Annotated in this window: 26 protein-coding genes; 13 read left to right on the top strand and 13 right to left on the bottom strand. The window is 70.0% G+C overall.

The features are described from left to right. Window positions 1-90 precede the first annotated feature (90 nt). On the bottom strand, window positions 91-909 hold the full coding sequence (locus tag ACWDY5_RS02490) for a hypothetical protein (RefSeq protein ID WP_449720596.1): 819 nt from the start codon (window positions 907-909) through the stop codon (window positions 91-93). A gap of 224 nt (window positions 910-1133) precedes the next feature. Between ACWDY5_RS02490 and ACWDY5_RS02485 the strand changes: the two genes are divergently transcribed. Further along, window positions 1134-1763 (top strand): response regulator transcription factor, encoded by a 630-nt coding sequence (locus tag ACWDY5_RS02485; RefSeq protein WP_449720595.1) that lies wholly within the window; start codon window positions 1134-1136, stop codon window positions 1761-1763. Here ACWDY5_RS02485 and ACWDY5_RS02480 read toward each other — a convergent pair. The 3 genes from ACWDY5_RS02480 to ACWDY5_RS02470 all read right to left on the bottom strand — a co-directional run bounded on the left by ACWDY5_RS02480 (window position 1760) and on the right by ACWDY5_RS02470 (window position 5872). After that, complete coding sequence (locus tag ACWDY5_RS02480) at window positions 1760-2569, bottom strand: hypothetical protein (protein WP_449720594.1); 810 nt, start codon at window positions 2567-2569, stop codon at window positions 1760-1762. The two genes, ACWDY5_RS02485 and ACWDY5_RS02480, sit on opposite strands and share 4 nt — an antisense overlap. Before the next feature lie 110 nt (window positions 2570-2679). Further along, window positions 2680-4833 carry a putative bifunctional diguanylate cyclase/phosphodiesterase gene (locus ACWDY5_RS02475; protein ID WP_449720593.1) on the bottom strand — a complete coding sequence of 718 codons (2154 nt, stop codon included), beginning with the start codon at window positions 4831-4833 and terminating at the stop codon, window positions 2680-2682. A gap of 10 nt (window positions 4834-4843) precedes the next feature. Next, a complete protein-coding gene (locus ACWDY5_RS02470; RefSeq protein WP_449720592.1) occupies window positions 4844-5872 on the bottom strand; it encodes an alpha/beta hydrolase in 1029 nt (342 codons plus the stop codon). 206 nt (window positions 5873-6078) lie between these two features. Between ACWDY5_RS02470 and ACWDY5_RS02465 the strand changes: the two genes are divergently transcribed. The 5 genes from ACWDY5_RS02465 (at window position 6079) to htpG (ending at window position 12476) form a co-directional block, all read left to right on the top strand. Continuing rightward, window positions 6079-6906, top strand: coding sequence for an SAM-dependent methyltransferase (locus tag ACWDY5_RS02465; protein WP_449720591.1), 828 nt, complete (start codon window positions 6079-6081; stop codon window positions 6904-6906). A 24-nt stretch (window positions 6907-6930) separates the two neighbouring features. Beyond that, on the top strand, window positions 6931-8265 hold the full coding sequence (locus tag ACWDY5_RS02460; RefSeq protein WP_449720590.1) for a cytochrome P450: 1335 nt from the start codon (window positions 6931-6933) through the stop codon (window positions 8263-8265). A 65-nt stretch (window positions 8266-8330) separates the two neighbouring features. Beyond that, window positions 8331-9272 carry a hypothetical protein gene (locus tag ACWDY5_RS02455; protein WP_449720589.1) on the top strand — a complete coding sequence of 314 codons (942 nt, stop codon included), beginning with the start codon at window positions 8331-8333 and terminating at the stop codon, window positions 9270-9272. Beyond that, window positions 9269-10513, top strand: coding sequence for a glycosyltransferase (locus ACWDY5_RS02450; RefSeq protein ID WP_449720588.1), 1245 nt, complete (start codon window positions 9269-9271; stop codon window positions 10511-10513). Before ACWDY5_RS02455 ends, ACWDY5_RS02450 begins: the two co-directional genes overlap by 4 nt. A 52-nt stretch (window positions 10514-10565) precedes the next feature. Then, a complete protein-coding gene (gene htpG / locus ACWDY5_RS02445) occupies window positions 10566-12476 on the top strand; it encodes a molecular chaperone HtpG (protein ID WP_449720587.1) in 1911 nt (636 codons plus the stop codon). Between the two features lie 63 nt (window positions 12477-12539). Here htpG and ACWDY5_RS02440 read toward each other — a convergent pair whose 3' ends face one another. The 6 genes from ACWDY5_RS02440 to ACWDY5_RS02415 form a co-directional block, all read right to left on the bottom strand. Continuing rightward, entirely contained in the window at window positions 12540-12779 is a 240-nt protein-coding gene (locus ACWDY5_RS02440; RefSeq protein WP_449720586.1) for a hypothetical protein, read from the bottom strand. Between the two features lie 239 nt (window positions 12780-13018). Beyond that, window positions 13019-13498 carry a hypothetical protein gene (locus tag ACWDY5_RS02435; RefSeq protein ID WP_449720585.1) on the bottom strand — a complete coding sequence of 160 codons (480 nt, stop codon included), beginning with the start codon at window positions 13496-13498 and terminating at the stop codon, window positions 13019-13021. Then, window positions 13491-13655 carry a hypothetical protein gene (locus tag ACWDY5_RS02430; RefSeq protein WP_449720584.1) on the bottom strand — a complete coding sequence of 55 codons (165 nt, stop codon included), beginning with the start codon at window positions 13653-13655 and terminating at the stop codon, window positions 13491-13493. Before ACWDY5_RS02430 ends, ACWDY5_RS02435 begins: the two co-directional genes overlap by 8 nt. A gap of 10 nt (window positions 13656-13665) precedes the next feature. Beyond that, on the bottom strand, window positions 13666-14136 hold the full coding sequence (locus ACWDY5_RS02425) for an SUKH-3 domain-containing protein (protein ID WP_449720583.1): 471 nt from the start codon (window positions 14134-14136) through the stop codon (window positions 13666-13668). A gap of 137 nt (window positions 14137-14273) precedes the next feature. Further along, the gene (locus tag ACWDY5_RS02420; protein ID WP_449720582.1) at window positions 14274-14672 is read right to left on the bottom strand and encodes a hypothetical protein; all 399 of its coding nucleotides are present in this window, start codon (window positions 14670-14672) and stop codon (window positions 14274-14276) included. 363 nt (window positions 14673-15035) lie between these two features. Continuing rightward, window positions 15036-15641: a TIGR03086 family metal-binding protein gene (locus ACWDY5_RS02415; RefSeq protein WP_449720581.1), complete on the bottom strand. Its 606-nt coding sequence runs from the start codon at window positions 15639-15641 to the stop codon at window positions 15036-15038. Window positions 15642-15696: 55 nt separating this feature from the next. Here ACWDY5_RS02415 and ACWDY5_RS02410 point away from each other — a divergent pair, with 55 nt between their 5' ends. From ACWDY5_RS02410 to ACWDY5_RS02390, 5 genes are all read left to right on the top strand, one after another. Further along, complete coding sequence (locus ACWDY5_RS02410; protein WP_449720580.1) at window positions 15697-16134, top strand: MarR family winged helix-turn-helix transcriptional regulator; 438 nt, start codon at window positions 15697-15699, stop codon at window positions 16132-16134. Between the two features lie 170 nt (window positions 16135-16304). Further along, window positions 16305-17492: a cytochrome P450 gene (locus ACWDY5_RS02405; RefSeq protein ID WP_449720579.1), complete on the top strand. Its 1188-nt coding sequence runs from the start codon at window positions 16305-16307 to the stop codon at window positions 17490-17492. Then, a complete protein-coding gene (locus ACWDY5_RS02400; protein WP_449720578.1) occupies window positions 17489-18607 on the top strand; it encodes a 50S ribosomal protein L11 methyltransferase in 1119 nt (372 codons plus the stop codon). The genes ACWDY5_RS02405 and ACWDY5_RS02400 overlap by 4 nt, the downstream gene beginning before the upstream one ends. A 39-nt stretch (window positions 18608-18646) precedes the next feature. Continuing rightward, window positions 18647-19042 carry a bacteriophage spanin2 family protein gene (locus ACWDY5_RS02395; protein ID WP_449720577.1) on the top strand — a complete coding sequence of 132 codons (396 nt, stop codon included), beginning with the start codon at window positions 18647-18649 and terminating at the stop codon, window positions 19040-19042. Window positions 19043-19462: 420 nt separating this feature from the next. After that, window positions 19463-20425: a glycoside hydrolase family 18 protein gene (locus ACWDY5_RS02390; RefSeq protein WP_449720576.1), complete on the top strand. Its 963-nt coding sequence runs from the start codon at window positions 19463-19465 to the stop codon at window positions 20423-20425. 28 nt (window positions 20426-20453) lie between these two features. Here ACWDY5_RS02390 and ACWDY5_RS02385 read toward each other — a convergent pair whose 3' ends face one another. Together ACWDY5_RS02385 and ACWDY5_RS02380 are read right to left on the bottom strand one after the other, a co-directional pair. Continuing rightward, a complete protein-coding gene (locus ACWDY5_RS02385) occupies window positions 20454-21413 on the bottom strand; it encodes an RNA polymerase subunit sigma-70 (protein ID WP_449720575.1) in 960 nt (319 codons plus the stop codon). Window positions 21414-21424: 11 nt separating this feature from the next. Then, a complete protein-coding gene (locus ACWDY5_RS02380) occupies window positions 21425-21958 on the bottom strand; it encodes a dihydrofolate reductase family protein (protein WP_449720574.1) in 534 nt (177 codons plus the stop codon). Between the two features lie 115 nt (window positions 21959-22073). Here ACWDY5_RS02380 and ACWDY5_RS02375 point away from each other — a divergent pair, with 115 nt between their 5' ends. Continuing rightward, window positions 22074-23279: an MFS transporter gene (locus tag ACWDY5_RS02375; protein ID WP_449720573.1), complete on the top strand. Its 1206-nt coding sequence runs from the start codon at window positions 22074-22076 to the stop codon at window positions 23277-23279. A 16-nt stretch (window positions 23280-23295) separates the two neighbouring features. Continuing rightward, complete coding sequence (locus ACWDY5_RS02370; RefSeq protein ID WP_449720572.1) at window positions 23296-23463, top strand: hypothetical protein; 168 nt, start codon at window positions 23296-23298, stop codon at window positions 23461-23463. Between the two features lie 73 nt (window positions 23464-23536). Here the strand turns inward: ACWDY5_RS02370 and ACWDY5_RS02365 are convergent, their stop codons facing one another. Next, window positions 23537-25285: a trypsin-like serine protease gene (locus tag ACWDY5_RS02365; protein ID WP_449720571.1), complete on the bottom strand. Its 1749-nt coding sequence runs from the start codon at window positions 25283-25285 to the stop codon at window positions 23537-23539. Window positions 25286-25383: the final 98 nt, after the last annotated feature.

Raw genomic sequence — 25383 nt, 5'->3', positions numbered from 1 at the left:
CGTGTACCGCGCCCTGCTCGACCTCGGCGTGGTCCGGCCCGACCCGGAGCGGCCCAGCGGCGTCAGCCCGCTCAACCCGGCGGTGCTGATCTACACCGAGGTGGGCAGGCGGGCCCTCGCCCAGGGCGCGGCGGGCTCCGCGGTCGCGCTGCTGGACCAGGCGTGGGAGCTGCTGCGGCACGAGGACGCGGCCAGCCGGGCCACCGCGCTGGAACTGCTGGTCAACGCGCTGGCCGAGGCCGGTGAGGTGGAGCGCGCGCTGGACTCGGTGGCCATCCTGGACCAGGTCGGCGGCCTGGACCCGCGCCGCCGCGCGCAGCTGCACACCCGGCTGGGCTGGGCCGCCGCGGTGGCCGGGCGCTCCGCGGACGGGATCACCCAGGTCGAGGCGGCCCGCGCGCTGCTCGGCCCGGACCCGGCGGCTGAGGACACCGCGCCGATCGACGTGGTCGCCGCGCACCTGGCCCTGGACATCCCCGGCCCCGGCCAGCTGGCCACCGCGGAACGGCTGGGGCGGCAGGCCGCCGAGGTGGCCGAGTCGGTGCCGCTGCCGGTGGTGGCCTGCCAGGCCTGGCAGCTGCTCGGCGCGATCACCCGGCACCGCGACCCCGAGGAGGGCACCGCCTGCCTGGAACGGGCCCGCGCGGTCGCGGTCCGGCACCAGCTGCCGATCTGGGAGATCCACACCCTGATCCGGCTGGGCAACGACGACGCGCTGCGCACCGGCGCGCTGGACCGGCTGGAGCACGCCAGGGAGCTGGCCTCCGCCGCGGGCGCGATCACCGCCCGGTACCAGGCCGAGGCGAGCATCGCGCTGCACTCCATCCTGCGCGGTGACTTCGACACCGCGCGCACCCTGATCGACGGCGTGCTGCCGGCCACCACCCGGCTCAAGCTGCTGGAGACCACCCAGTACACGCTGCTGCTGCGCGCGGTGCTGGCCGGGCACCAGGGCCGCCGCAAGGAGCTGGCCGAGGCGCTGGCCGAGTTCCGCGACTGGCACGGCGATCCCGCCCTGCACGCCCCGCGCATCCACGGCCTGGCAGGCAGTTTCTGCGCGCTGTTGGAGGAGGACCGGCCGCGCGCTGGCCGAGCTGGCCCGCGCGCTGGACGGCGAGGACACCGAGCGCTCGGTGTTCCACCTCTCCGGCAGGCACGGCCTGCACCTGCTGCTCACCGTGCTGTGCGGCCAGACCGACCGCACCGCCTACGACGAGCTGGCCGCCAACCCGGCCGGCGGCCTGCGCTGGGACCGCCAGTTCGCCTGCTTCGCCAGGGCGGTCCTGCTCGGCCGCGAAGGCAAGGCGAAAGAGGCGGCCGAAGCGGTCGCCGAGGCGCTACGGGCCGGCGAGCCGTACGCGATGAGCAGGCACCTCGGCCTGCGCCTGGTCGGCGAGGAGGCACTGGCCGAGGGCTGGGGCGAGCCGGTGGAATGGCTGCGCACCGCCGAGGCCTACTTCCACCGCCTGGACTGCGCCTCGGTGGCCGGCGCCTGCCGCGCCCTGCTCCGCCGCGCAGGCGTCCGGGTCGCCCAGCACCGCGAGGGCGCCGGCGGCATCCCGCCCGGCCTGCGCTCGGTCGGCGTCACCGTCCGCGAGTTCGAGGTGCTCCGCCTGCTCATCGGCCGCCTGGGCAACCGCGAGATCGCCGAACGCCTGCACCTGTCCCCGCGCACCGTGGAACGCCACGTCTCCAACCTGATCACCAAGACCGGCCTGCCCAACCGCATCGCCCTGAGCGAGTACGCCGCCGACCTTAGTTAGTCCACTGTGGACAGTGTCACCGGGAGCACCGCCCTGACGAAGACGGGACGGTCGCCCGGGACCGCGCCGCGGTAGGCGGGGGCGTGCGCGAGGCGGGTCTCGAACCAGGGGCCGTCCTCCGGCGGGCAGGCGCCGAGCACCACCGCCGGGTCCGCGGTCAGCTCGGGCTCGTCCGGGTGGTGCGCGATGCGCAGGCCGAACAGGTTCGGCACGCTCGGGTCGATGGTGTTGGCGCTGCTGGGGAACCGGTCGCCCCACGGGAACAGGGTGCGCGCCCCGCTGGCCGCCGCGTGCTCCCACTCATCCGGCTCGGGTAACCGCTGCCCCACCGCGGCCAGCGCGGCCGCCACCTCGGCCGGGCCGCGCTCGCCCACCGGCTCGGCCTGCACCGCGACCAGCAGCGAGGGCAGCTCCACCACCCTCGGCCTGGTGGTCCGCCTGGCCAGCCCAGCCCTGATCTCGGTAAGGTCCTCGGCGGCGAACTCCGGCTCGTACGGGGTGCTGCGCACCGGCTCCGCGGCCGGGGACAGCGCGTCCTCATCACCCAGAAAAGAGGCCATCTCCTCCTCACTCGGCGTCCAGCCCCGCTCGTCGAAGCCCAGCGGCACCGCGCCGCCGGGCACCAGCGCGAAGTCCCGGCCCGCCACGTCGAAGACCGCCACCGGCGCGCCGCGCCCGGCGTAGGTGTAGCGGAAGACCTCCCGCAGGCCGATGCCGTGCCGCCTGGCCAGGCCCTCGGCCACCCGGCGCGCGGCGGGGACATCGAGGGCGGGCCAGTCGGCCGCGGTCAGTTCATGCGGAGCCACGCCGGACAGTGTGCCGTTCCGCGCGCCCGCAGGTGAAGATCCGGGAACCGGAGCGTGATCTCCGCCCGCGCTCGCTGCGGAAAGTGGTCGAGGATTCATCCGGACGGGGGCTACAGCAGCTCCTCGAACCGCTCCGGCGGCTCGGCGGGCGCGAAGTGCCCGCCCCGCGCGGCGTCCGCGCCGATCGACCGCCACCACTCGGCCTGCTCCGGCGTGTCCACCCCGGCCACGACCACCCGCACCCCGGTCGCCCGCACCAGCCGGGACAGCTCCCGCAGCGCACCGGCGACCAGTGTGTCCCGGCCACCGCGGTGTGCCTGCCGCTCCACCAGCCAGCCCGCCACCCGGACCGCGCGCACCGGCAGGTCCGCCAGGCAGGCCAGGTCCGCGGCCGTGGTGCTGAACTCCAGCAGCTCCATCCGCACCCCGGCCGCGGCCAGCAGCCGCAGGTTCTCCGCCGCCTCACCGCCGGGGTTGACCAGCGCGGGCGCGGGCATGCCCAGCCACAGCCGGTCCGCAGGCAGCCCTGTGCTGTCCACAATGGACCGGATGTGGCCGACCAGGTCCGGGTCGGCGGACTGGTTCGCGGTCAGCGGGACGTGCAGCGGCAGGTCGCACTCCAGGCGCTCCCGCCAGTCCCGCAGCTGGGCGCAGGCCTTGCGCAGCAACGCCACCCCCAGCGTCATGATCAGGCCGGTCTGCTCGGCCAGCTCGGCGCACAGCTCGTGCCGCACCGGCCCGCGCCGCGGATGGTCCCAGTGCAGCAGCGCGTCCACACCCAGCAGCCGCTCACCATCCATTGTGGACAGTGGTTGGTAGGTGACGGTGAGCTGCCCGGTCTCCCAGGCGCCGGGCAGCGCGGCGGCCAGCGAGGCCCACTCCCGGTCCCTGGCGTCCTGGAACGGGTCGTAGAGTGCCCACTGCGCGCAGCCGTTGCGCTTGGCCCGCGCCAGCGCCAGCTCGGCGGCCTCCAGCAACTCCTCGCCGGTGAGGTCCCGCGCCGGGCGGTCCACCACGCCGATGCAGGCGGTGGCGGCCAGCCCGGAGTCGCCGACGTAGAGCGGTTCGGCCAGCGCGGCGGTGATCCGCTGGATCATCCGCACCACGTCCGGCGTGCCCGGCCCGTTCTGCACCAGCAGCGCGAACTCGTCCGCGCCGAAGCGGGCCACCATCGCCTCCTCTCCGGCCACCACCGCCTTGAGCCGCCTGGCCACCGTGTCCAGCACCAGGTCGCCGACCCCCCGGCCGAGACCGTGCGTGATCAGCGAGAAGCCGTCCAGGTCCAGGTGGTACAGGGTGATCCCGGTGGACGGGTCGGCCTGCCTGCGCACCCGTTCCAGGTTGCTGCCGAAGTACTGCCGGTTCGGCAGCTGGGTCAGCCGGTCGTGCAGCGCCTGCCGGTTCATCTGGCCCTGCAACAGCTTCAGCTCCGAGCTGTCCTCCACCACCGCGACCACCTGCGCGCCCGGCTCGCCCGGCCGGACCGCGGCCAGGCTGAGCATGGCCCAGACCCGCTCGCCGTCGGCGCGCACCAGCCGGTGCTCGTTGCGCACCCGCGCCACCCGGCCCGACAGCAGCGAGCGGTAGGCGTTGCGCAGCGCGGCCACGTCCTCCGGATGGCTCACCTCGAACAGCGAACCCCGCGACAGTTCCTCCTTGGGCTGCCCCAGTATCGCCGCCAGCCCGTCGTTGACCAGGGTGAACCGGCCCTCGGCATCGGTGACCGCGACCCCGCTGGAGGTGCCGGCCAGCAGGTGCTCGAACCGGCCATGGGCCAGCACCAGCTCCCGCCGGGTGTCCTGCAGCGCCACCCGCAGCGCCTTGAGCATGGTGTCCTGCTGGGACAGCGTGTGCAGCCGGACCGCCTCGCTGTACCCGGCGGCCAGCGCGCCCAGCAGCAGCACCACCCGCTCGGCGGTGCGCGGCAGCCCGGCCAGCTCCGGCAGCGCCAGCAGTCCCTTGCCCAGCACGTCCATGGTGTGCTGCAACGCCGCGGGCCCGGTGCAGCCCGCGGCGACCAGCTCGGCCCCGTGCGCGGTGGCCGGGTGCGCCTGGAACGGCTCGGCGCGCGCCGCGTCGACCAGCGCGTCCACCATGTCATCCAGGGTGCGCTGGAACTCCTCGGGTTCCAGCGGCACGTACTCGGTGGTGCTGATCTGCCCGGCCCACTTGCGGGCCAGCTTGGCCCGCGCCTTGGCGCGTTCGGCCGGGGAGAGTGGCACGGCCGATGGGGGCCGCCCGCTCTCCGGGAAGGGCACGGTCACGGTGGACCGCTCAACCTGGGAAGTTCGACTTCAGCCAGTCGCGGATCGCGGTGCGGTGCACCGCCGCGTCCCGGCCGAGCGCGACCGCGTGCCCTGCCCCGCGCACCAGGTGCACGGCCAGCTTCGCCTCCGGGCTGAAGTACGGCTGCTCCCTCGCCAGCAAGGTCTTCTCATCCGCGCAGGAGTACGCGCAGAACAGGTTGTCCTTGTCCCCGTTGGCGATCAGCACCGGGACCTTGATCGCCTTGGACACCGGCAGGATGAAGCCGAACGGCAGCAGGTCGGCCACCACGGTCGCGGCCACCTGGTCCTTGGTCGCGTCGTCGGCCTTGACCACCTCGGGCTCCACCGAGCCGCCCTCGTGGAAGACGCCCCTGGTGCCGGGCCAGGTGGTGAGGTAGCCGGGGTCCAGGCTCCGGCCGCCGAGCACCGGGTCCAGCAGCGAGGGCGTGATGCCCTTGACGAAGATCCCGGTCAGCGCGAGCAGGTCCATCGAGTGCGTCATGCCGGTGAGCACCACGCCGTCCACGCCGTGGTGCAGCGCCGCGGCCAGCAGCGCGATGCCCGAGCCCATGGAGTGCCCGACCAGCACCACCTTGCGGTACTTCACCCCGTCGGCCGCGCCCGCGCGCAGCTTGGCCGCGACCTGGTCCACCACCCCGGCCTGGGCGGTGCCGGTGATGAGCGCGCTCAACGGTTTTGAGCTGTCGCCGCTGCCGAGGGCGTCCATGGCGAAGGTGGCCTGCCCGGCGCGGGCCATGTCGCGCTGGTAGGAGTAGCGGCCCTGGGCGTAGGGCAGGTTCCAGTAGTGCCGGTTGTAGGTGCCGCCGTGCACCAGCAGCTGCACCGTGCCGGACGCGCCGCCGACGGGCGCGCAGTGGGTGCCGTGCACGGTCTGGCGCAGCAGGCCGAGGCCGAAGGAGACCGGGAGCTTGGTCTCGGTGCAGCGGACCTGTGGTTCGGCTGCCGCGGTGAGCGGGCCGGCCAGCAGGGTGAGACAAGTGAACAGTGCGGTGCCAAGAACCCGGAGGGGTCGCACGTTGTTCCTCTTCCCGAGGGGGGATGGTCAACAGAGCGTGCATACTACAACGCTGCGAGTAACAAACCACTACCGCTTGCCCCAATCCGGTTAACCCGCGGCGGCATTCCGGGCGATACCCCTACCGTCGCCCGGCCGGCCAAGCGCACAGTGGCTCCTCGGCCTGGCACCCGGCCGGGTCGCACTGTCACCACACGATGGGATGTGTGTCTTTCGTGAGCACCCAGACCAGCTGGGTACCGCCCGACATCGACGTGGACCGCGCCAGTCCGGCCAGGGTCTATGACTACCTGCTCGGCGGCGCGTGGAACTTCCCCGCCGACCGGCAGATGGCCGAGGCGGCCATCGCGCGGATGCCGTGGGTACGGGACCTGGCCCGGTACAACCGGTCCTTCCTCAGCCGCGCGGTCCGCTACTGCGCCGAGCGCGGGGTCAGCCAGTTCCTGGACCTCGGCTCGGGCATGCCGACCTCCAAGAGCGTGCACGAGATGGCCATCGAGATCGACCCGGAGTCCAGGGTGGTCTACGTGGAGCAGGAGCAGGTCGCGGTCGCGCACAGCGAGCTGATCCTGTCCTCGGTGCCCGGCGCGGGCGTCCTGGGCGCGGACATGCGCGCCGCGCGGGAGGTGCTGGCCAGCCCGGTCACCCAGGGCCTGCTGGACTTCACCGAGCCGGTCGCGGTGATCATGGCCTCCTCGCTGCACTACGTGCTCGAGGCCGAGGAGGCCGCCGAGCTGGTCCGCACCTACCTGGCCGCGGTGCCTTCCGGCAGCTACCTGGTGCTCTCGCACATCACCGACGACGGCGCCGACGGCTCGGCCGAGGTGCGCGAGCTGGTCGAGCTCTCCCGCGCCACCACCAGCGCCGGGGTGGCCCGCTCCCGCGCCTGGATCGCGAGCCTGTTCGACGGTCTGGACCTGGTCGACCCCGGCCTGGTCTACACCTCGCAGTGGCGGCCGAACACCCCGCTGCGACTGGTCACCGACATGCCGGCGCACGCTTCCCTGCTCGCGGCGGTGGCCCGCAAACCCTGAGCCGCACAACAGGTGGAGGCCACCATGAGCGCCGTCCTGCCGTCCGTCCCGGTCGCACCGGGCCGGCTCCCCGTGCTGGGCCACCTGCCCGCCCTGACCAGGGATCCGTTGCAGTTCCTGCAGGGCCTGCGCGGCCACGGCGAGCTGGTGGCCTTCCACCTGGGTCCCCGCGTCATCTACCTGGTGAACTCCCCTGAGCTGATCCGCCGGGTGCTGGTCACCGACGCGGCGAAGTTCCAGCGCGGCAAGGTCTTCCGCAAGGCACGGGAGCTGCTCGGCGACGGCCTGGCCACCGCCGACGGCCCTGAGCACCGCGAGCAGCGCCGGATCGTGCAGCCGGCCTTCCACCGCAACCAGATCGCGGGCTACGCCCGGATCATGCGCGCGGAGATCGACCGGATCACCACCGCCTGGCCGGAGGGGCGGCGGTTCCGGCTGGACCAGCAGCTGGCCGACCTGACCCTCGGCGTCACCGCGAAAACCTTGTTCCACACCGAGTTCAGCCAGGCCGCGGTGGCCGAGATCCAGCGCTCGCTGGCCCCGGTGCTCAACGGCGTGACCAGCCGCGCGCTGCTGCCGGACTTCCTGGAGCACCTGCCCATCCCGGCCAACCGCCGCTTCGACGAGGCGCTGCACCGGCTCACGTCCATTGTGGACGAAGCCATCGCGGCCTACCGGCAGGCCGGCGTCGACCACGGCGACCTGCTGTCCACCCTGGTCACCGGGGAACCCCTCAGTGATGCGGAGATCCGTGCCCAGGTGCTGAACCTGCTGATGGCCGGCACTGAGACCACCGCGACCGCGCTGTCCTGGCTGGCCTACGAGCTGACCGTGCACCCCGAGGTCGCCGACGCGGTGCGGCACGAGCTCGCCACCGTCCTTGGCAACCGGCCGCCCACCGTCGCCGAGTTACCCGAACTGTCCTATGTGGACAGAGTGATCACCGAGACGCTGCGCCTGCACTCCCCGGTCTGGCTGCTGATGCGCACCACCGTGGAGCCGCTCCGCCTCGGCGCCACCGAACTCCCGGCCGCCGCCGAGGTACTGGTGGTGCCGCCCACCCTGCACCGCGATCCCGCGCTGTATCCCGGCCCTTTGCGCTTCCACCCGGACCGCTGGCTGCACCCGGCGGCCAGGACCTGGCGGCGCGAACGGTTCTTCCCCTTCGGCGGCGGCACGCACCACTGCGTCGGCGACAACTTCGCTTGGACCGAGATGACGCTGGCGGTGGCCGCGATCTACCGGCGCTGGCACCTGGTGCTGGCCCCCGGCGCCCGGGTCCGCGAGGTCACCCGCGCCTTCCTCAAACCCAGTGCGCTACCGGTGCTCGCGACAAGGGTGGTAACCCCCCAATCCTGACCGGTTTTCGCAGGTCCCTGAGCTGCCTGGGGGACATGTAGGGGTCACCCCGGGGACATTCCCCGATGATCAGGGCGGCCCGGCCGACCACAGTGGGCACTGTGATCGACCTGACCGGACTCGCCGTGCTGCTCGCGGTGGTCGGCGCGTGCTGCTACGCCGCCGCCGCCCGCGTGCAGCACTCGGCCGTGCAAGCCACCGGTGACGGCGCGAACCTCCGGCTGGCCACCCTGTGGCGGCTGGTCCGGGACCCGCGCTGGCTGCTCGGCCTGGCGCTGCTCGGCGGCGGGACCGTGCTGCACGCGATCGCGGTGGCCATCGGACCGCTGATCGTGGTCCAGCCGGTCGGCGTGCTCGCCCTGGTGCTGGCCGCCGTGCTGGACGCGCGGCAGACCGGGCGGCGGATCAACGCCGCGGTGCTCACCCCGGTGCTGACCGCCACCCTCGGCATGGGCGGCTTCGTCGCCTTCGCCGCGGGCAGCGCCACCGGGACGCCACCGGCCGGGGCGCTCACCGACGTGCTGCTGTTCGGCGCGCTCGGCATCGCGGCACTGATGATCATCGGCTCGCTCACCCGCGGCAACGTCCGCTGTCTCGCCCTCGGCGCGGGCGGCGGGGTGGCCTACGGCGTGGTCTCGGTGCTGGTCCGGCTGACCGCGCACCAGTTCCAGGCCGGAGCCGGGATCTCCTGGCTCGCGGTGGCCGGAGTCGCCGCCGCGCTGCTCGGCGGCGGCTGGTGCGTGCAGCAGGCCTACGCCAGCGGACGGCCGCACCACGTGGTGGCCTGCCTGACCGTGCTCGACCCGCTGGTCGCGGTCGCCATGGGCGTCGGCCTGCTCGGCGAGGCCGCGGGCACCACACCGTGGGTGGCCGTGGCCGAGCTGACCTGCGCCGCCGTCGCGCTGGCCGGGGTCACCCTGCTGGCCTTCGCGCCCGGCACCCCTTCCCTCGAAGTCGACGACCAGCGCGTACCTGCCTGGTCAGCCCAGAACAGGACCGCATCATGACCAGTCAGCGTGCTCTCCGCATCGTCATCGGCGCCGACACCTTCCCGCCGGATGTCAACGGGGCGGCCAACTTCGCCCACCGCCTGGCCTCGGGCCTGGCCGCCCAGGGCCACGACGTGCACGTGCTCTGCCCGGCCCCGGACGTCTCGGCGGAGCTGCTGGCCGGCTCGCACGCGATGGACGGGATCACCGTGCACCACGTGCGCTCGCACCGCTGGCCCTTCTACCAGAAGTTCCGGTTCGCCACGCCGTGGCAGGCGAACCGGACCGCCACCGAGCTGCTGCGCGAGCTGCAGCCGGACGTGGTGCACGTGCAGGCGCACTTCGTGGTCGGCCGCGCGCTGGCCAAGGCCGCGCCCGCGCTGGGCATCCCGTTGGTGGCCACCAACCACTTCATGCCGGAGAACCTGTTCGCGCTGGTCAAGATGCCCGGCTGGCTGCGCGCCGGCAGCGCCCGGCTGGCCTGGCGGGACCTGGTGTCGGTGTTCGGCCGCGCCCAGGTGGTCACCGCGCCCACCCCGCGCGCGGTGAAGCTGTTGCAGGACAACAAGCTCGGCCGGGAGGCGCTGGCCATCTCCTGCGGCATCGACATCGAGAAGTACCGCCGCGCCCAGCCGCAGCAGGCTGGTCCGGGCCGGACCGTGCTGTTCGTCGGCAGGCTGGATGAGGAGAAGCGGGTCAACGAGCTGCTGGAGGCGCTGGCCAAGCTGCCGGAGGAGCTGGACGTGCGGGCCGAGATCGTCGGCGACGGCAGCTGCCGCGGCAGCCTGGAGGCGCTGGCCGACCGCCTCGGCGTGCGTGCGCGGGTCACCTTCCACGGCCACCTCAGCGACGCCGAGCTGCTCGCCGCCTACGCCCGCTGCGACCTGTTCTGCATGCCCGGCATCGCCGAGCTGCAGAGCCTGGTCACCATGGAGGCGATGGCCGCGGGCAAGCCGGTGGTGGCCGCGGACGCGATGGCCCTGCCGCACCTGGTGCGCCCCGGCCGCAACGGCTGGCTGTTCCCGCCCGGCAACGTGCTCGCGCTGGCCGCCCGGCTCACCCAGACCCTGAGCAACCCGGAGATGCTGGCCACCATGGGCAAGGCCAGCGAGGCCATGATCGCCGAGCACGCCATCGCGAACACCATCGGCCGGTTCGAGCGGATCTACCGCGACCTGGTCACCGCCGCGCCCGCCCAGCTCCGCCCGGCCCCCAAGCGGGCCCCGCGCCGGGAGCGCGAACTCTCCCGCACCGCCTGACACGTAGAATGCCTGGTCGCAGCACCCGGAAGTGATTCGCGGAAGGAAGCACGTGACCAGCCCGACCGAAACGCTCGAGTTCCAGTCCGAGGCCCGTCAGCTCCTGCAGCTGATGATCCATTCGATCTACTCGAACAAGGACACCTTCCTGCGCGAGCTGGTGTCCAACGCCTCGGACGCGCTGGACAAGCTGCGCCTGGCCACCTACCGGGACAAGGACCTGGTGGCCGACGCGGACGACCTGCACATCGAGATCGCCACCGACCCGGAGGCCCGCACGCTGACCGTGCGGGACAACGGGATCGGCATGAGCCGGGAGGAGGTGGTCAGCCTCATCGGCACCATCGCCAAGTCCGGCACCGCGGAGTTCCTGCGCAAGCTGAAGGAGACCCAGGACGCGGCTGCCTCCCAGGACCTGATCGGCCAGTTCGGCGTCGGCTTCTACGCCAGCTTCATGGTCGCCGACCGGGTCACCCTGGTCACCAGGAAGGCCGGCGAGTCCGAGGGCGTGCGCTGGGAGTCCGAGGGCGAGGGCACCTACACCATCGGCCCCGCCGAGGACGCGCCCCAGGGCACCTCGGTGACCCTGCACCTCAAGCCGGAGGACGCCGAGGACAACCTCTTCGACTACACCGACCCGGCCAAGATCCGCCAGATCGTCAAGCGCTACTCCGACTTCCTGACCTGGCCGATCCGGATGGCCAAGCCGTCCACCGGCGAGGAGGACGGCGGCCAGGAGCTGGAGACGGTCAACTCGATGAAGGCGCTCTGGGCCCGCAGCCAGAGCGAGGTCACCGAGGAGGAGTACGCCGAGTTCTACAAGCACATCAGCCACGACTGGACCGGCCCGCTGGAGACGGTGCGGCTCAACGCCGAGGGCACCTTCGAGTACCAGGCGCTGCTGTTCATCCCGTCCAGGGCGCCGATGGACCTGTTCATGCGGGACGCCAAGCGCGGCGTGCAGCTCTACGTCAAGCGCGTGTTCATCATGGACGACTGCGAGGAGCTGGTCCCGGAGTACCTGCGCTTCGTCAAGGGCGTGGTGGACGCGGCTGACCTGTCCCTCAACGTCAGCCGCGAGATCCTGCAGCAGGACCGCCAGATCCAGCTGATCCGCAAGCGCCTGGTGAAGAAGATCCTGGCCACGGTGAAGACGCTCCAGTCGGACAAGCCGGAGTCCTACCAGACCTTCTGGACCGAGTTCAGCCGCGCGGTCAAGGAAGGCCTGCTCTCCGACCCGGACAACCGCGAGACCATCCTGGAGATCTGCTCCTTCGCCTCCACCCACGACGCGGAGAAGCTGACCACGCTGCGCGAGTACGTCGAGCGGATGAAGGACGGCCAGCAGCACATCTACTTCCTCACCGGCGAGTCCCGGCAGAGCATCGAGAACTCCCCGCACATGGAGGCACTGGCCGCCAAGGGCTACGAGGTGCTGATCCTGACCGACCCCATCGACGAGATGTGGGTGGACGCGGTCAGCGGCTTCGACGGCAAGCAGTTCCAGTCCATCGCCAAGGGCCAGGTGGACCTGGACTCCGAGGAGGAGAAGAAGGCCACCGAGGTCGCCCGCGAGGCCAAGCAGAAGGAGTACGAGCCCCTGCTGACCTGGCTGGGCACCACCCTGGCCGACACGGTCAAGGAAGTCCGCCTCAGCACCCGCCTCACCACCAGCCCCGCCTGCATCGTCGGCGACACCTACGACCTCACCCCAACCCTGGAGAAGATGTACCGCGCCATGGGCCAGGACCTCCCACCCATCAAGCGCATCCTGGAACTGAACCCGGACCACGGCCTGGTCACCGCCCTGCGCGCCGCCCACGCGGACCGCCCGGAGGACGAGGCCCTGCCCGAAACCGCCGAACTCCTCTACAACATGGCCCTGCTGGCCGAAGGCGGCGACCTGCCCGACCCAGCCCGCTTCACCAAACTCCTGGCCGGCCGCCTGGAGAAGACGCTCTGAGGGCAGTGGGGCCGGGCGGACTCTGATAGTCGCCCGGCCCCACTCGTAACCCGAGTCTGAAAATTATCGGTCGAAATTCTCGCAATCCAACCGAAAGTCCTGTGCCACCAGATCATTCAGCAGTTGACAGCTTTTCAAAGTTGCAAGCAACTCGGCAACTAACTCTTCAATCAATGGACCCAACAGGATCTCCAGCCTATCACCAGGAATCTGGAGAATAAGTCGTCGAACCTCGGAGAGCGGAGAGTGTGAAACAGTTGCCAATCTGAACAGGTCGGGCAACAACGCTTCGCTCAGCTCCACGTTACTAGAGGCGAGCACGGCGAGAGCAGGTCTACGCCAGGACAACTCAGCCACCCCTGACGAAGCACACTGGTCAGCTCCAGATCCCGAAGCGCAGCCATAGCCTCCCCGGTAGACCCGCTCAGACTCAACGAAATCAAGCCAAATTCAATTGGGATATTGTCTCCACAACCACTTCCTCTTTCCCGCACGACTCCACGGAGGGCGAGGAGTCGTGGACGTTCTCGCGGGTTCTGCACTCAGCCTGACGGAATCGTCGCGACCGTCACCTGTCCATCCATTAGGCATTCTATGAGCACCGAACCGCCAAGCGGGTGGATCCAGAAGTGCTGGCCAGCGTCCAGGATGTCCCGCGCGCGTCGCACCGCGACATCTGCGGGCATGGCCACGGTCGGCATCAGGTAGTTGCCCCAAATGACGGCGATCCGCTCACCCCGCTGCACATATGAGGAGAGCAGCCCAGCCGCTATCCTCACCCAGTGCTCCTCATCGTCCCACCAGAGGCGATCTTCGACCGGAGTGGACCCGAAGTCGATCACGTCGCCAGCGGCAGCCGGAAATCTACTCAGTGTCACTGCCGTCAGTGCGCGGCTCTCGGCGAGATCCAGCTTCACTACCTGCCGACCGTCATCATCACGGGGGTCGTTCATGAAGTCCGGAAGGTATTCCGGATGACTCCCATAAGAACTACTGTCGGTCATACGTTCCGCCTCAACCATGTTGAAATTCTCTCGCCAGGGTATCGTACCGCCCTTTCGAAACCGAAGCGCCCTTATCTGTCAGCACATTGATGCGTGAACCGATTCCTTTATCGATATCCTTGCCGAAGTGTCGACCGCGGATTTCATCACCCCTGCCGACGCTGCCACGACCCATCTCTCCATCTTTAGAGCGACCATTCCCCAAGAGGCCGCGGGGGAAACCCTCGGCAGATGTACACCAGAGCGGACTCAAGGACACCCGGATAGACGAGCAAATAGTTGTCAACGCCAGCGAACATTTTGCCACATGCACCGATCATCAAGGTCATATGAGATCGATTTTCGCCCACTGGGTAGAGATCGGTTTCAGCAAGGATCGAATATTCTCGATGCGCTCGCGATGCGACGCCGCGAACGGACTGAACGACATCGAACCGCGTGTGATCACAGTGCTGCGCACCGCCGACATCGATAATGGGGGGATGCCGGAGAAGCAGGTTGTCAAACTCGGCTACGAATTCTGTCGGGGCCGACTCGGCGGCAAGCGACAGAGAACGCCAGGCCATCAGACACGGCTCAACATCAACCATTCGACCTGGGCGCCATCCTGCGGCGAGCAGGACGCCTTCAACTTCATCAGGAATTCTCTCGCTCATCCTAGCCTCCCTGCATTCGACCCTGGGCTGCACGCGTGCACCTCAGCGCAGTTCTCAGCAATGTCAGAACGACGGAGTGGCTGACTTCCCATGGCCCCGCTGGCCGACGGCGGTGATCTGCCCGGTTCTGCCCCCCGTCACCTCGTCTTGTGGAAGAAATCCGTTATATCGTCCAGCCGGCAACTCCACTCAGAAACCCGATCTCCATTCTCGTCGACAGCTTCGCGAGGCCCCACGGAGCGCCAAGGCTCCAGCGAGGAAAATGGTTCCCTCAGCTCTTCCAGGAACAGAATCGAGTTCCGAATGAAAACCAGGTCCCCCTGGCGATAAAGTGGCCATATCATGATGAAGTTCGAGTTTTCAGGATCCGTTATCGACGAAACGAAGCAAGACCGCGCGGCCTCGCCTGACAACAACACCGCGAATGATGTCCTCCAGCTCTGGGCGTACCGCTCTGCGTTCCAATAGTCGGCGGACATGTGAAATGACTCCCTGAAGTCACCCACAACGATTTCCCCCAACATCTCGTCGGCCACCCCACCGACAGCAACTTGTTGACCAACCACAGCTATCGAAAACATCCCACCCTACTTCGGAAGATATTCAATCAACGACCTCAACGCGCCTGGAGCCGTCGACAAATATGGCGTCACAGACCTCCTCGTCAGCCTTGCAGCCACCACGATCTCGACAAGATTTTCCTCACTCTCGCAAATCTGAGCGAGTATGCAAAATGGGGAACCAGGCGCCACAGACCGGAGCCCAGCGGCGTCCACACTGCGAGCGCGCTCTCGCGCTCCGCCCCATTCCAGCAGCCAAGGGGGCAACAGGGTGGCTGTCACCATCCAAGCCTCAGCCTGGCCACAACCGAATCTGGCGATCGCAGCCCGAGGCCCGGGTCAGTCCGGCCAGTGCGGCGATCGCCCCAGCCACAACAAGATCCGCTCCATCGGCTCCCCCTCGGCGGGCAACGCGGCCCGGAACGGCGCCCCCGCTCGCCGCCGGTCCCCATCGTCCGGCACCGCGAACGCGATCCGCGACGAAACCTCCACCAGTTCCGGCGCCAACCGGTACGGATTCCCCAGCGCCCGCGCCACATCCCACCCGTGCACCACGTAGTCGATCAGATGGAACCCGATCGCCCGCGCCGCCGGGAACGAAGCGCCAAATTCAGCCAGTGCGAACTCCCGCGTCGGCGCACCCTCAGCCGCGAACGCCGCGAACGCCGCGAACGCCGCGAGCACCCGGTCCGCCGCCGCCCGGTACTCCCGCACCGGATCCGGCCCGAGCGGCCGCACCCGCCACACCGCGGGATCCGCCCCGTTCCCCTCGGCCGCGGCGGCGAACCCGTGGTGCTGCACGGTCATGTGCGCCAGCAGCTCCGCCAGGGTCCAGCCCGCGCACGGGGTCGGCCGCGTCAGGTCCTCAGCCTCAACCTGGTCAACGGCGGCGACGCTGTCCAGCACCGCGCGGCGGTGCAGGACCAGCAACTCATTCGTAAGCATGTGCATATGATGTGCATAAGCTTACGATCTGGTCAACCCCAGTACGCTGCACGGCATGACCGGGCGCCGTCGTGATCTCGCGGCCATGATCGTGCCGTTGGAGCGGGCGTTGATCGCCGCTGAGCTGCCGATCCTGCGGGCGCACGGGCTGTCGATGTGGGCCTACGCGGTGCTGACCGCGGTGGACGAGGGGCCGATCCGCACCCAGGTCGCGCTGGCCCAGGCCATCGGCGCGGACAAGACCCGGATCATCGGTGTGCTGGACGAGCTGCAGCAGGCCGGGCTGATCGAGCGCCGTCCGGACCCGGCCGACCGGCGGGCCCGGCTGGTCTCGATCACCGAGAAGGGGCGGAAGCTGCGCAGGACGGCGCAGGCCGCGATCCAGGCGAACGAGGAGCGGGTGCTGGCGCGGTTGCCCGACGCCGAGCGGGCCGCGTTCCTGCGGGCGCTGGCCGTGCTCTCCGCGCTGCCGCCGGCGGAGATCATCGGCTGAGCCGATTGCCGGGACGTTTTCCGAAAAGCACCCAGAGGAATTCCGCAATTGTCACTGGAGGATAGCCTCCAGTGCATCATCTTTGTTTATCCAGCCTGGGTTTTGGCGGCCTGCCGGGTAATTCTTCTCTGGCACGGGGGAAGCACTCGACGCGCGACGGAGGAAAAGCCATGCCCGGCGAGGCGGGGGTTCCCGAGAAGCACTTCCGGTACCTGCAAGGCACTCGGCCGATCGGTCACTACCGGGCCGAGCACGACGCCCGCAGGGAGGAGCACCCGGCCTTCCGCAGCACCGCCGACGGCGGCTACTGGGTGGTCACCCGGATGGCTCCTCTTCGGGAGCTGTTCAACGACCCGGGAACTTTCTCCAACAGCGGCCTGACCCTGCTGGACCCCGAACCGGCCGAGCCCGCGATCCCGATGCAGCTGGACCCGCCGCTGCACACCGCCTGGCGGAAACCGCTGATGAGCGAGTTCTCCCCGGCCAGGGCCCGCGCGCTGGACCCGGTCATCCGGGCCCGCTGCACCGAGCTGATCGACGCGGTGATCGACAGCGGCTCCTGCGACTTCGTCGCCGACATCGCGCAGCGGCTGCCGGTCTCGGTGTTCCTGACCATGCTCGACCTGCCGCAGACCGAGCTGGACCGCTTCCTGGCCTGGGAGGAGGCGGTGCTGCGCCCGGACGGGGATCCGGAGAGCCTGGACTCGGTGCGCGCCGAGGTGCGCGGCTACTTTGCCGACCTGCTGGCCAGCCGCCAGGCCGAGCCCGGCGACGACCTGGTCAGCCGGATGACCACCTGGCGGGTGGACGGCCGGGTGCCGACCAGCGCGGAGCTGACCAACCTGCTGTTCGTGCTGTTCATCGCGGGCCTGGACACCATCTCCGCGCAGCTGTCCTACGCGTTCTGGCACCTGGCCACGCACCAGGAGCACCGCGCGCGGCTGGTCCGCGAGCCCGAGGTCATCCCCAGCGCGGTGGAGGAGCTGCTGCGCTACTACGACATCATCCTGGACGGCCGCCGGGTGACCGAGGACGTCGAGCTGGCCGGTTGCCCGATGCGCAAGGGCGACCTGGTGCTGCTGCTCTCCGGCGCGGCCAACCGGGATCCGCGCGAGTTCGAGCGGGCCGACGAGGTGCTGCTGGACCGCAGTCCGAACCGGCACCTCACCTTCGGCTGGGGAATTCACCGCTGCGTCGGCGCGCACCTGGCCCGGCAGGAGCTGAAGGTGGTGTTCGAGGAATGGCACCGGCGAATTCCGGACTACCGGATTCCGGCCGGATTCGAGGTGCGCGAACGGGCTTTTGTCCAGCTCAGCGTGGAAAGCCTGCCGCTGCGCTGGGACGGTGCGAGCCGATGACCGGTTCCGCGATCGCCCGCCTGACCGCACCGGACCGCGAAGTGCTGGTGCGCACCCGTGAGATCGGCGACCCAGCGCCCGCGCTGCTGCTGCCCTCGCTCGGCGAGTACCCGGTCTACGACGACCGGCTGTACCACTTCATGCTCGACGACCAGCTGCGCAACGACCGCTACGCCGCGGCCATCGCCCGGCACGCGCCCGGCCGCACCGTGCTGGACATCGGCACCGGGCAGGAGGCGGTGTGGGCGCTGGCCGCGGCCAGGGCGGGCGCGCGGCACGTGTGGGCGGTCGAGGTGCTGCCCGAGGCGGCCCGGCAGGCCCGCGAGACGGTGGCGCGGGCCGGGTTCGACGACCGGGTCACCGTGCTGGAGGGCCTGTCCACCGAGGTCCACCTGCCCGAACGCGCCGACGTGTGCGTCTCGGAGATCATCGGCAACCTGGGCGGCGCGGAGGGCGCCGGCGCGGTGCTGCGCGATGCCAGGGACCGCCTGGTGCGCCGGGACGGGGTGTTCATCCCGCACCGCAGCGCCACCACGGTGGTCGCGCTGGACCTGGACCACGCCGCGCCCGGCGGCCGGCCGGGGTTCGCCGAGCTGGCCCTGCCCTACCTGGAACACGTGTTCAGCTCGGTGGGCAGGCCCTTCGACGTGCGCGCCTGCATCCCCGGCCTGCGCCGGCGCGCGCACCTCTCCGGCGCGGCCGAGGTGGAGCCGCTGGACTTCGGCGGCGAGCTGGTCCCGGAGAGCAGCCAGGACCGGGAGCTGGTCATCACCCGCCGCGGCACCCTGCACGGCTTCGCCCTCGGCGTGCGGCTGTGGGTGAGCGCGGCGGAGAGCCCGATCGACTCGCTGACCCAGCGCTGCAACTGGTTCCCGGTCTACGCCCCGCTCTCCGCCGGTGGCCTGCCGGTGACCAGGGGCGACCGCCTGACCTTCAGCTTCAGCACCACACTGAGCAACGACGGCGTGCACCCGGACTACCGGCTGGACGGCCACCTGCACACCGCCTCCGGCGCGGTGCCGCTGTCCTGGACCTCCACCCATCACGACGACGGGTTCCGGGCGAACTCCTTCTACCGCGCTCTTTTCCCCATGGCCGGTTCGCCAGGCCGGTAGAGTCGGACATAACACTCAGTCGATGATCGGAGATACGGCATGCGCGCAGCTCGTCCAGTGGCCACCGCTCTGCTGACCCTGGGCCTGTTCGGCGCCCTTGCCGGCTGCGGCGCCGTCCAGGAGGCGGCCAACACCGCGAACAAGGTGGGCGACGCGGCCAACAAGGCCACGCTGTGCATCGACGCGCTCAAGCTGGCCAGCTTCACCCCGAACGTCGCGGACCCGCAGAAGGCGCTCGAGGAGACCCAGAAGAAGGCCAAGGAGATGGAGGCGCTGGCCGCCAAGGCCGGTGACACCACGCTCAAGGGCGCCCTCGACGGCATGGCCAAGACGATGAACGAGGTCACCCTGAAGGACTTCGGCCCGGAGTCCGTGGCCAACTGGATGAAGGAGAAGGCCGACCAGGTGGCCAAGCTGACCACCGCCTGCGGCTGATCGAGCACGTGGGTCCGGTCGCCGTGCGCGCCCGGACCCGCCCAGCTTTACCCTCCACTGTGGACAGTGCTGGCCGATCACGGCCCCATCCTCAGTGGTCTGGACCCTTTTTGCGCTTTGATCGTGACTTGATTAAAGCCATGCAGTAGGGTGGGCGTTGCCCGCTGCCAGGAGGGACGTGTCCTTTGCCGACACAGACACTGGTGTGCGCTATGGCCAAAACCGCTCAACTATAACACCCTGGTTTCCCCACTCTGTGGAAACCGGTTTCCAGCATGCCGTCCAGACCGCCCCTGCCGCCGCGGTCTGACGTCCTGCCGCACCCGATCAGCCCCTGCTCTGAAAGGGAAACTCGTCATGCAATCGATTTCCATTCGTCGGCGTACGTTCCGTTCTCGTTGGGCCACAACGGGAATCGCCTTGGTCACGGCGGCGACCGCGGTCACCATGGGACTCGCCGCGCCGAGTAGCGCCGAACCGGCCGCCGCGCCGTCGGCCGAGCCGGTGGCCGCGGCCGCACTACCGCCCGGTTTCCGCAGCGTCGGCTACATGCCGTCCTGGTCCGGCAACGTCAACAACATCCAGTACCGCAAGCTCACGCACATCAACTACGCCTTCGTCCTGCCCAACGCCAACGGGACCCTGCAAGCGGTGCCGGACCCGAACAAGCTGCGGTCGCTGGTGACCCAGGGCCACAACAACGGCGTCAAGGTGTCGCTGGCCATCGGTGGCTGGAACGACGGCAACGACTCGGCCTTCGAGGCGCTGGCCCGCAGCGCGAACACGCGGACCGCCTTCGTCAACGCGGTGGTCAACGTGATCAACCAGTACAACCTGGACGGGGTCGACATCGACTGGGAGTACCCGGACCCCGGCGCCTCCGGCAACAACTTCACCGCGCTGATGCAGCAGCTCAGCGGCGCGCTCAAGCCCAAGGGCAAGCTGCTCACCGCGGCCGTGGTCTCCGGTGGCAACACCGCCAACGGCGTGCAGCCCGCGGTGTTCGGCGTGGTCGACTTCCTCAACATCATGGCCTACGACGGCGGCAGCCCGCACGCCAACTACCAGTGGTCAATCGACTCGGTCAACGGCTGGAAGGCCCGTGGCCTGCCCGCGAACAAGGCGGTGCTCGGCGTGCCGTTCTACAGCAGGCCGAACTACCTGACCTACGCCCAGATCGTGGCGATGGACCCGGCCAACGCCAACAAGGACTGCATCCAGGCCAGCGGCGCCCAGCAGTGCTACAACGGCATCCCCACCATCAAGCGCAAGACCCAGTGGGCGAAGACGAACGCAGGCGGCATCATGAACTGGGAGCTCTCCCAGGACACCACCAACAACACCTCCCTGCTCAGCGCGATCTTCGACGCGGCAGGCAGCTAGCCGCCTGACGGTGCGGCCCGCCGCCTGGTCAGGTGGCGGGCAGCACCGTCGGCAAACCGAAGCGCGGCAACAACTCCAGGTCCCCGAACACGCTGATCCGGCTGATCCCGCCCGCCGTCACGGTGAGCACGCCGACCCCGAAACCGTGGTAGCTCCCGTCCTCGCCGCGCAGGTACGCGGCCAGCGCGGGCTGCCCGTTCGCCGCCGTGGCCACGGTCCGCCAGCTGCCGGGTTCGCCGAGCACGTGCCGGGCCAGGAACGGCACGCAGGCGGACAGGCCCGCGAACCAGGTCCGCACCGGCGTCATCTCCAAACTGGCGTCCCGCAACAACAACCGCTCCACCGCCGCCGCGTCCGCGCGCTCGAACGCCGCCATATAAGCGGAAAGCAGCGCCCGTGCCCGCGGATGCTCCGGCGCCAGCACCTCCTCCGCCTTCGGCGCCACCACGGCCAGCCGGGCCCGCGCCCGCTGCAACAGGCTCTTCACCGCCCCCACGTTCAGCTCCAGCACCGCCGCCACCTCCGCCGCCGGCCACCCGAGCACGTCCCGCAGCACCAGCACCGCGCGCTGCTTGCCGGACAGGTGCTGCAGACTGGCCACCAGCGCCAGCCGGAGACTCTCCCTGGCCACCGCCACCCCCGCCGGATCCGCGGCCTCGGCCCGCACCAGCATGTCCGGCAGCGGCTGCACCCAGCTGACCCCGTCACCCGGTTCCAGCACCGCGTCCGGATCGTCCGAGGCCGCGCCCAGCCCCGAGGGCAGCACCCGACGGTCCCGCTTCCGCAACGCGCTCAGGCAGGCGTTGGTGGCGATCCGGTACAGCCAGGTGCGCACCGAGGACCGCCCCTCGAACCCCGCACTGGCCCGCCAGGCGCGCAGGTAGGTCTCCTGCACCACGTCCTCGGCGTCGTCCACCGACCCCAGCATGCGATAGCAGTGCGCCAGCAGCTCCCGCCGGTACGCCTCGGCCTGGTCAAGGAACTCCACACCGACTCCCCTCAAGCGGGCACGTACACCAGCGTGACCACCCCGGGCCCCCGCCGCTCCACCGAGGCCAGCGCCAGCGGCCGCCGCGCCCCAGGCTGGAACAACGGCGTGCCCGCGCCCACCATCACCGGGTTCACGTCCACCCGCAACTCATCCACCAGCCCGTGTTCCAGCAACGTCCGCGCCAGCCGCCCGTACCCGTAGATCACCAGGTCCCCGTCACCCCCGGTCTTCAGCTCCCGCACCGCGGCCACCGGATCCCCGGCCACCAGCGTCGAGTTCCGCCACTCGACCGAGGCCAGCTTGGCGGAGAACACGTACTTCCGGATCGAGTTCACCCGCTCCGCGTACGGCCCGCTCGCCTGCGGCCAGGCCGGCGCGAAGTACTCGTAGGTGTTGCGCCCCATCAGCATCGCGTCGGCGCGTGCCAGCGCCGCCAACGACTTCGCCGCCGCCTCGTCGTCGAAGTACTCCGACACCCAGGACCGCGGCTCCCCGTGCACCCCGTCCACCGAGACCAGACAACCCACCACGAGCTTCCGCATGACGTTTCCCTTCCCAGCTGCGACTGACACAGGTACCGACGCAGGTTGGCGGCGAAAGGAATCGGGCCGGAATATCCGGTTGCCGGTCCGCCCGGGTGCGGCGAGGGTTCAGCCCGTGCGCGAACTCCCGCGGTCGTTCCGGCGTGTCTGGGCGGGCGAGTCGATCTCCATGCTCGGCGACTACAGCTACGACGTGGCCTTCGTCTGGCTGGTGCAGTCGGTCACCGGCTCCACCGCCGCAACCCTGGCCGCCGTCATGGTCTCGATCGCGGTCCCCCGCGGCGCGTTGCTGCTGGTCGGCGGCGGGGTCACGGACCGGCTCTCGCCACGCACGGTCATGCTGCTCACCCACCTGGTGCGAGCAGGCGGCGTGCTCGCCCTGGCCGCGCTCAACGCCACCGAAACCATCCAGATCTGGCACCTGTTCGTCTTCGGCGTGCTCTCCGGCGTCGCCGAGGCGTTCTTCTGGCCGGCCAGCACGAGCATCCTGCCCTCGCTGGTCCCCGACGAGCAGCTGCCCAAGGCGAACGCCCTGCTCGGCATGAGCGAGCAGTTCGGCCGCCTGGCCGGCCCGCTCGGCGGCGGCGTGCTGATCGCGCTGAGCGGCACCACCACGGCCATGCTGGTGAACGCGGCGACCTTCCTGGTCGCGGCCGCGACCCTGCGCGGCGCGCCCAAGGGGACCCGGCCGGAACGACCGGAGACCCCGCTGTGGCGGGAGATCGGCGCCGGCCTGCGCTACGCCCGCGACAGCGTGCCGATGCGGATCGTGCTGCTGCTGGTCACCGCCGCGACCCTGTCCTACGCCGGCCTGTTCGCCGTCGGCCTGCCCGCCCTGGCCAAGGAGCTGTCCAACAGCCCCATCGCCCTCGGCGCGCTGGTCGCCTCCTGGGGCCTGGGCCAGCTGATCGGCGCCTTCAGCGCTTCACTCACCGGACTCCCCCAGCGCTGGGGCCTGCTGATCATCGGCATGACCCTGTTCGAGGGCCTGGCCTTCGCCCTGGTCGGTTTCCTGCCCAGCGTGTGGGTCGCGGCCGTGGTGCTCGCGGTGCTCGGCGTCGGGGTCGCGTACTCCAGCGACGTGGCACTGCCCGCCTTCGTGCAAAGCACCGCCCCCCGCGAACTGCTCGGCCGGGTGAACAGCATCGTCGACCTGCCGCGCATGACCCTGGACTCGGTCTCGATCGCCGTGATGGGGCTGCTGATCACGATCGATGTGCGGTGGGCCTTCGCGATGGCGGCGGTGCCGATGCTCGCGGTCGGGGCCGGACTGGCGTTCAGCCGGACCGCGCGGGAGATGCGAGCGGGCGAACGCGCCTAGCGGTTGCCCAGACATCGTGGACGCCGGCTTCTCGATCCACAGCTACTGCGCGGGAGAGTACCGGTCCCTGATCCGCTACAAGATCCCCGGCGACCCGTACCTGTACTTCTCGACCGCCAACGCCTCCACCTGCCAGCCGTTCATCTACGACTACCAGATCGTCAAGGTCAGCCGTTTTCGATAGGTCCCCGGCGCACAGACCGGTGGTGGCGAGCTCACCTCACCACCACCGGCCAGCCGCTAGTCGATCCTGAGGCTCACTTGCCCCAGGTGTCGTGCTGCACTGGCTTGCCGTTCTCCCACCACCAATGCCCCAACTCGCCATCCGGGCTCATCGTGAAGGCAAACACCTGCTGCTCGTCAAACCACACATGCGCAGTCGGATCCCCAGCCATCTGTGCACCCTGCCAGGTCTCCCGAACGACCTCACCCTGAGTCCGCGCATCCCAGTACCAATGACGCAGCTCCCCACCCGGGCCACGACCAAAGGCGTGCTGCTGCTCGCCATAAGGGAACCCAGCGGGCCGGCCTTCGATCTGCCCGCCCCAGTTGTCCTGCCAGAACCTGTCCGACCACTGCCAGTGCTCCAGGCTGCCGTTCAACCCACGGGCGAAGACGTGCTGCTGCCCCTGCCACAGGTAACCGGTGGGATCACTGCTGAGCTTCGGCCCCTGCCACACCTCAGAGATCAACCGCTCGGCACGGGCATCCCAATACCAGTGCACCAGCTGCGAATCCTTGCCCCTGGCGAAAACGTGCTGCTGCTCCCCATGAGCGAACCCGGCCGGGTTGCCGACCAGCTGACCACCCCAGGAGTCATTGCGCAGCGAACCAGACCAGATCCAATGCGCCAACGTGCCGTCCTCAGCACGGGCGAAGACGTGCTGCTCACCCTTCCAGACATAGGCCACCGGATCACCGGTGATCTTCGGACCCTGCCACGTCTCCTGCCCAACCCGCTCCGGCACCCGGGCATCCCAGATCCAATGACGCAGACTGCCATCCGGGCCACGGCCGAAAACATGCTGCTGCTCACCGTCGACGAACCCAGCCGGATTACCAGCCAACTCCCCACCCCAGGAACCACGCTCCACCCCGCCCCCACGGTTCATCCACCAATGGGAGAGCTCACCGTTCTGCGCGCGGGAGAACACGTGCAACTGGTGCCGCCAGGCAAACGCCAGCGGATTCGGGCGCTCCAGGGTGGTGGCGCGCACCCAGTCGGCGAGGGTGTCCACCCGCGCCAGGGTGGCGGTGCGCCGGGTCTCGGTCTCACCCAGGCAACCACCGGACCAGGCAGCGCTGACCAACCCGAGCAACTCCACCGCCTGGCCACGCTGCCGCAACGCGGGCCCACCCGCGTCCCCCTTGCAGATGCTGGCCGTGCTGGAGGAGGGCGAGACCGCGACCGTGGCACCGGCCACGGAGGTCACTCCGTAGGTTCCGCTGTGCGGAGCGCCCGGCACCCACTCGGTGGCGGTGCGCCCGTAACCGGCTAGCCGCAGCACCTCGCTGTCGCCTGGCGCGGAGGCGCTCAGCGACACCGGGGCGATGTCGGTGACCGGGAAAGCCAGCTTGACCAGGGCAACATCCCGATCATCCCTGGGCACGACCTCCAGCACCGGAACCTCGTGCCCGATCTTGCCCGAGAGGGGGTTGCGGCCCACCGTGACGGTGGTGATCAGTTCCGGCGGACCGGGCCGGACCTGTGAACCCTTGCCGGGGCCGGCGAAGCAGTTGCGGGCGGTGAGCACCCACTGCGGGGCTACCAGCGCACCGGAGCAGCCGCGCACGTGCTCGCCAACGACGACCCTCGCCAGGAACGGGTGAACCCCCGAGGCGATGGGCTCCCCCACCGCCGCCCGTGCGACGGGTGCCGTACCGGCGCCTACAAGGCCTGCGGTCACCACCGTCATCGCGGTGATCACAGCGCCCAGAGCGCGTCGTCTGTTCTGTGCTGCGTTCACACCCGCGACCAGGTCGCGAGATGACAGCCGCTTTGGCATGACTGGATCCTCTACTGATCATCAAAGATTGGTGAAGACGGGGCTACCGCGCCAACCAGCGGCGCTCGCTCGCGCAGTGAATTTCGGACGCGCCTTGA

The organism is Crossiella sp. NPDC003009 (genome assembly GCF_053591555.1).
This window is presented reverse-complemented; position numbering and strand designations above follow the sequence as displayed.

What these genes read in the sequence shown, in the direction of transcription:
- ACWDY5_RS02460 (WP_449720590.1), top strand. Translation starts at nt 6,931, where the DNA reads ATGAGCGCCGTCCTGCCGTCCGTCCCGGTCGCACCGGGCCGGCTCCCC.
- ACWDY5_RS02455 (WP_449720589.1), top strand. Translation starts at nt 8,331, where the DNA reads ATGATCAGGGCGGCCCGGCCGACCACAGTGGGCACTGTGATCGACCTG.
- ACWDY5_RS02450 (WP_449720588.1), top strand. Translation starts at nt 9,269, where the DNA reads ATGACCAGTCAGCGTGCTCTCCGCATCGTCATCGGCGCCGACACCTTC.
- ACWDY5_RS02435 (WP_449720585.1), bottom strand. Translation starts at nt 13,498, where the DNA reads ATGGTTGAGGCGGAACGTATGACCGACAGTAGTTCTTATGGGAGTCAT.
- ACWDY5_RS02430 (WP_449720584.1), bottom strand. Translation starts at nt 13,655, where the DNA reads ATGGGTCGTGGCAGCGTCGGCAGGGGTGATGAAATCCGCGGTCGACAC.
- ACWDY5_RS02425 (WP_449720583.1), bottom strand. Translation starts at nt 14,136, where the DNA reads ATGAGCGAGAGAATTCCTGATGAAGTTGAAGGCGTCCTGCTCGCCGCA.
- ACWDY5_RS02415 (WP_449720581.1), bottom strand. Translation starts at nt 15,641, where the DNA reads ATGCTTACGAATGAGTTGCTGGTCCTGCACCGCCGCGCGGTGCTGGAC.
- ACWDY5_RS02410 (WP_449720580.1), top strand. Translation starts at nt 15,697, where the DNA reads ATGACCGGGCGCCGTCGTGATCTCGCGGCCATGATCGTGCCGTTGGAG.
- ACWDY5_RS02405 (WP_449720579.1), top strand. Translation starts at nt 16,305, where the DNA reads ATGCCCGGCGAGGCGGGGGTTCCCGAGAAGCACTTCCGGTACCTGCAA.
- ACWDY5_RS02400 (WP_449720578.1), top strand. Translation starts at nt 17,489, where the DNA reads ATGACCGGTTCCGCGATCGCCCGCCTGACCGCACCGGACCGCGAAGTG.
- ACWDY5_RS02395 (WP_449720577.1), top strand. Translation starts at nt 18,647, where the DNA reads ATGCGCGCAGCTCGTCCAGTGGCCACCGCTCTGCTGACCCTGGGCCTG.
- ACWDY5_RS02380 (WP_449720574.1), bottom strand. Translation starts at nt 21,958, where the DNA reads ATGCGGAAGCTCGTGGTGGGTTGTCTGGTCTCGGTGGACGGGGTGCAC.
- ACWDY5_RS02365 (WP_449720571.1), bottom strand. Translation starts at nt 25,285, where the DNA reads ATGCCAAAGCGGCTGTCATCTCGCGACCTGGTCGCGGGTGTGAACGCA.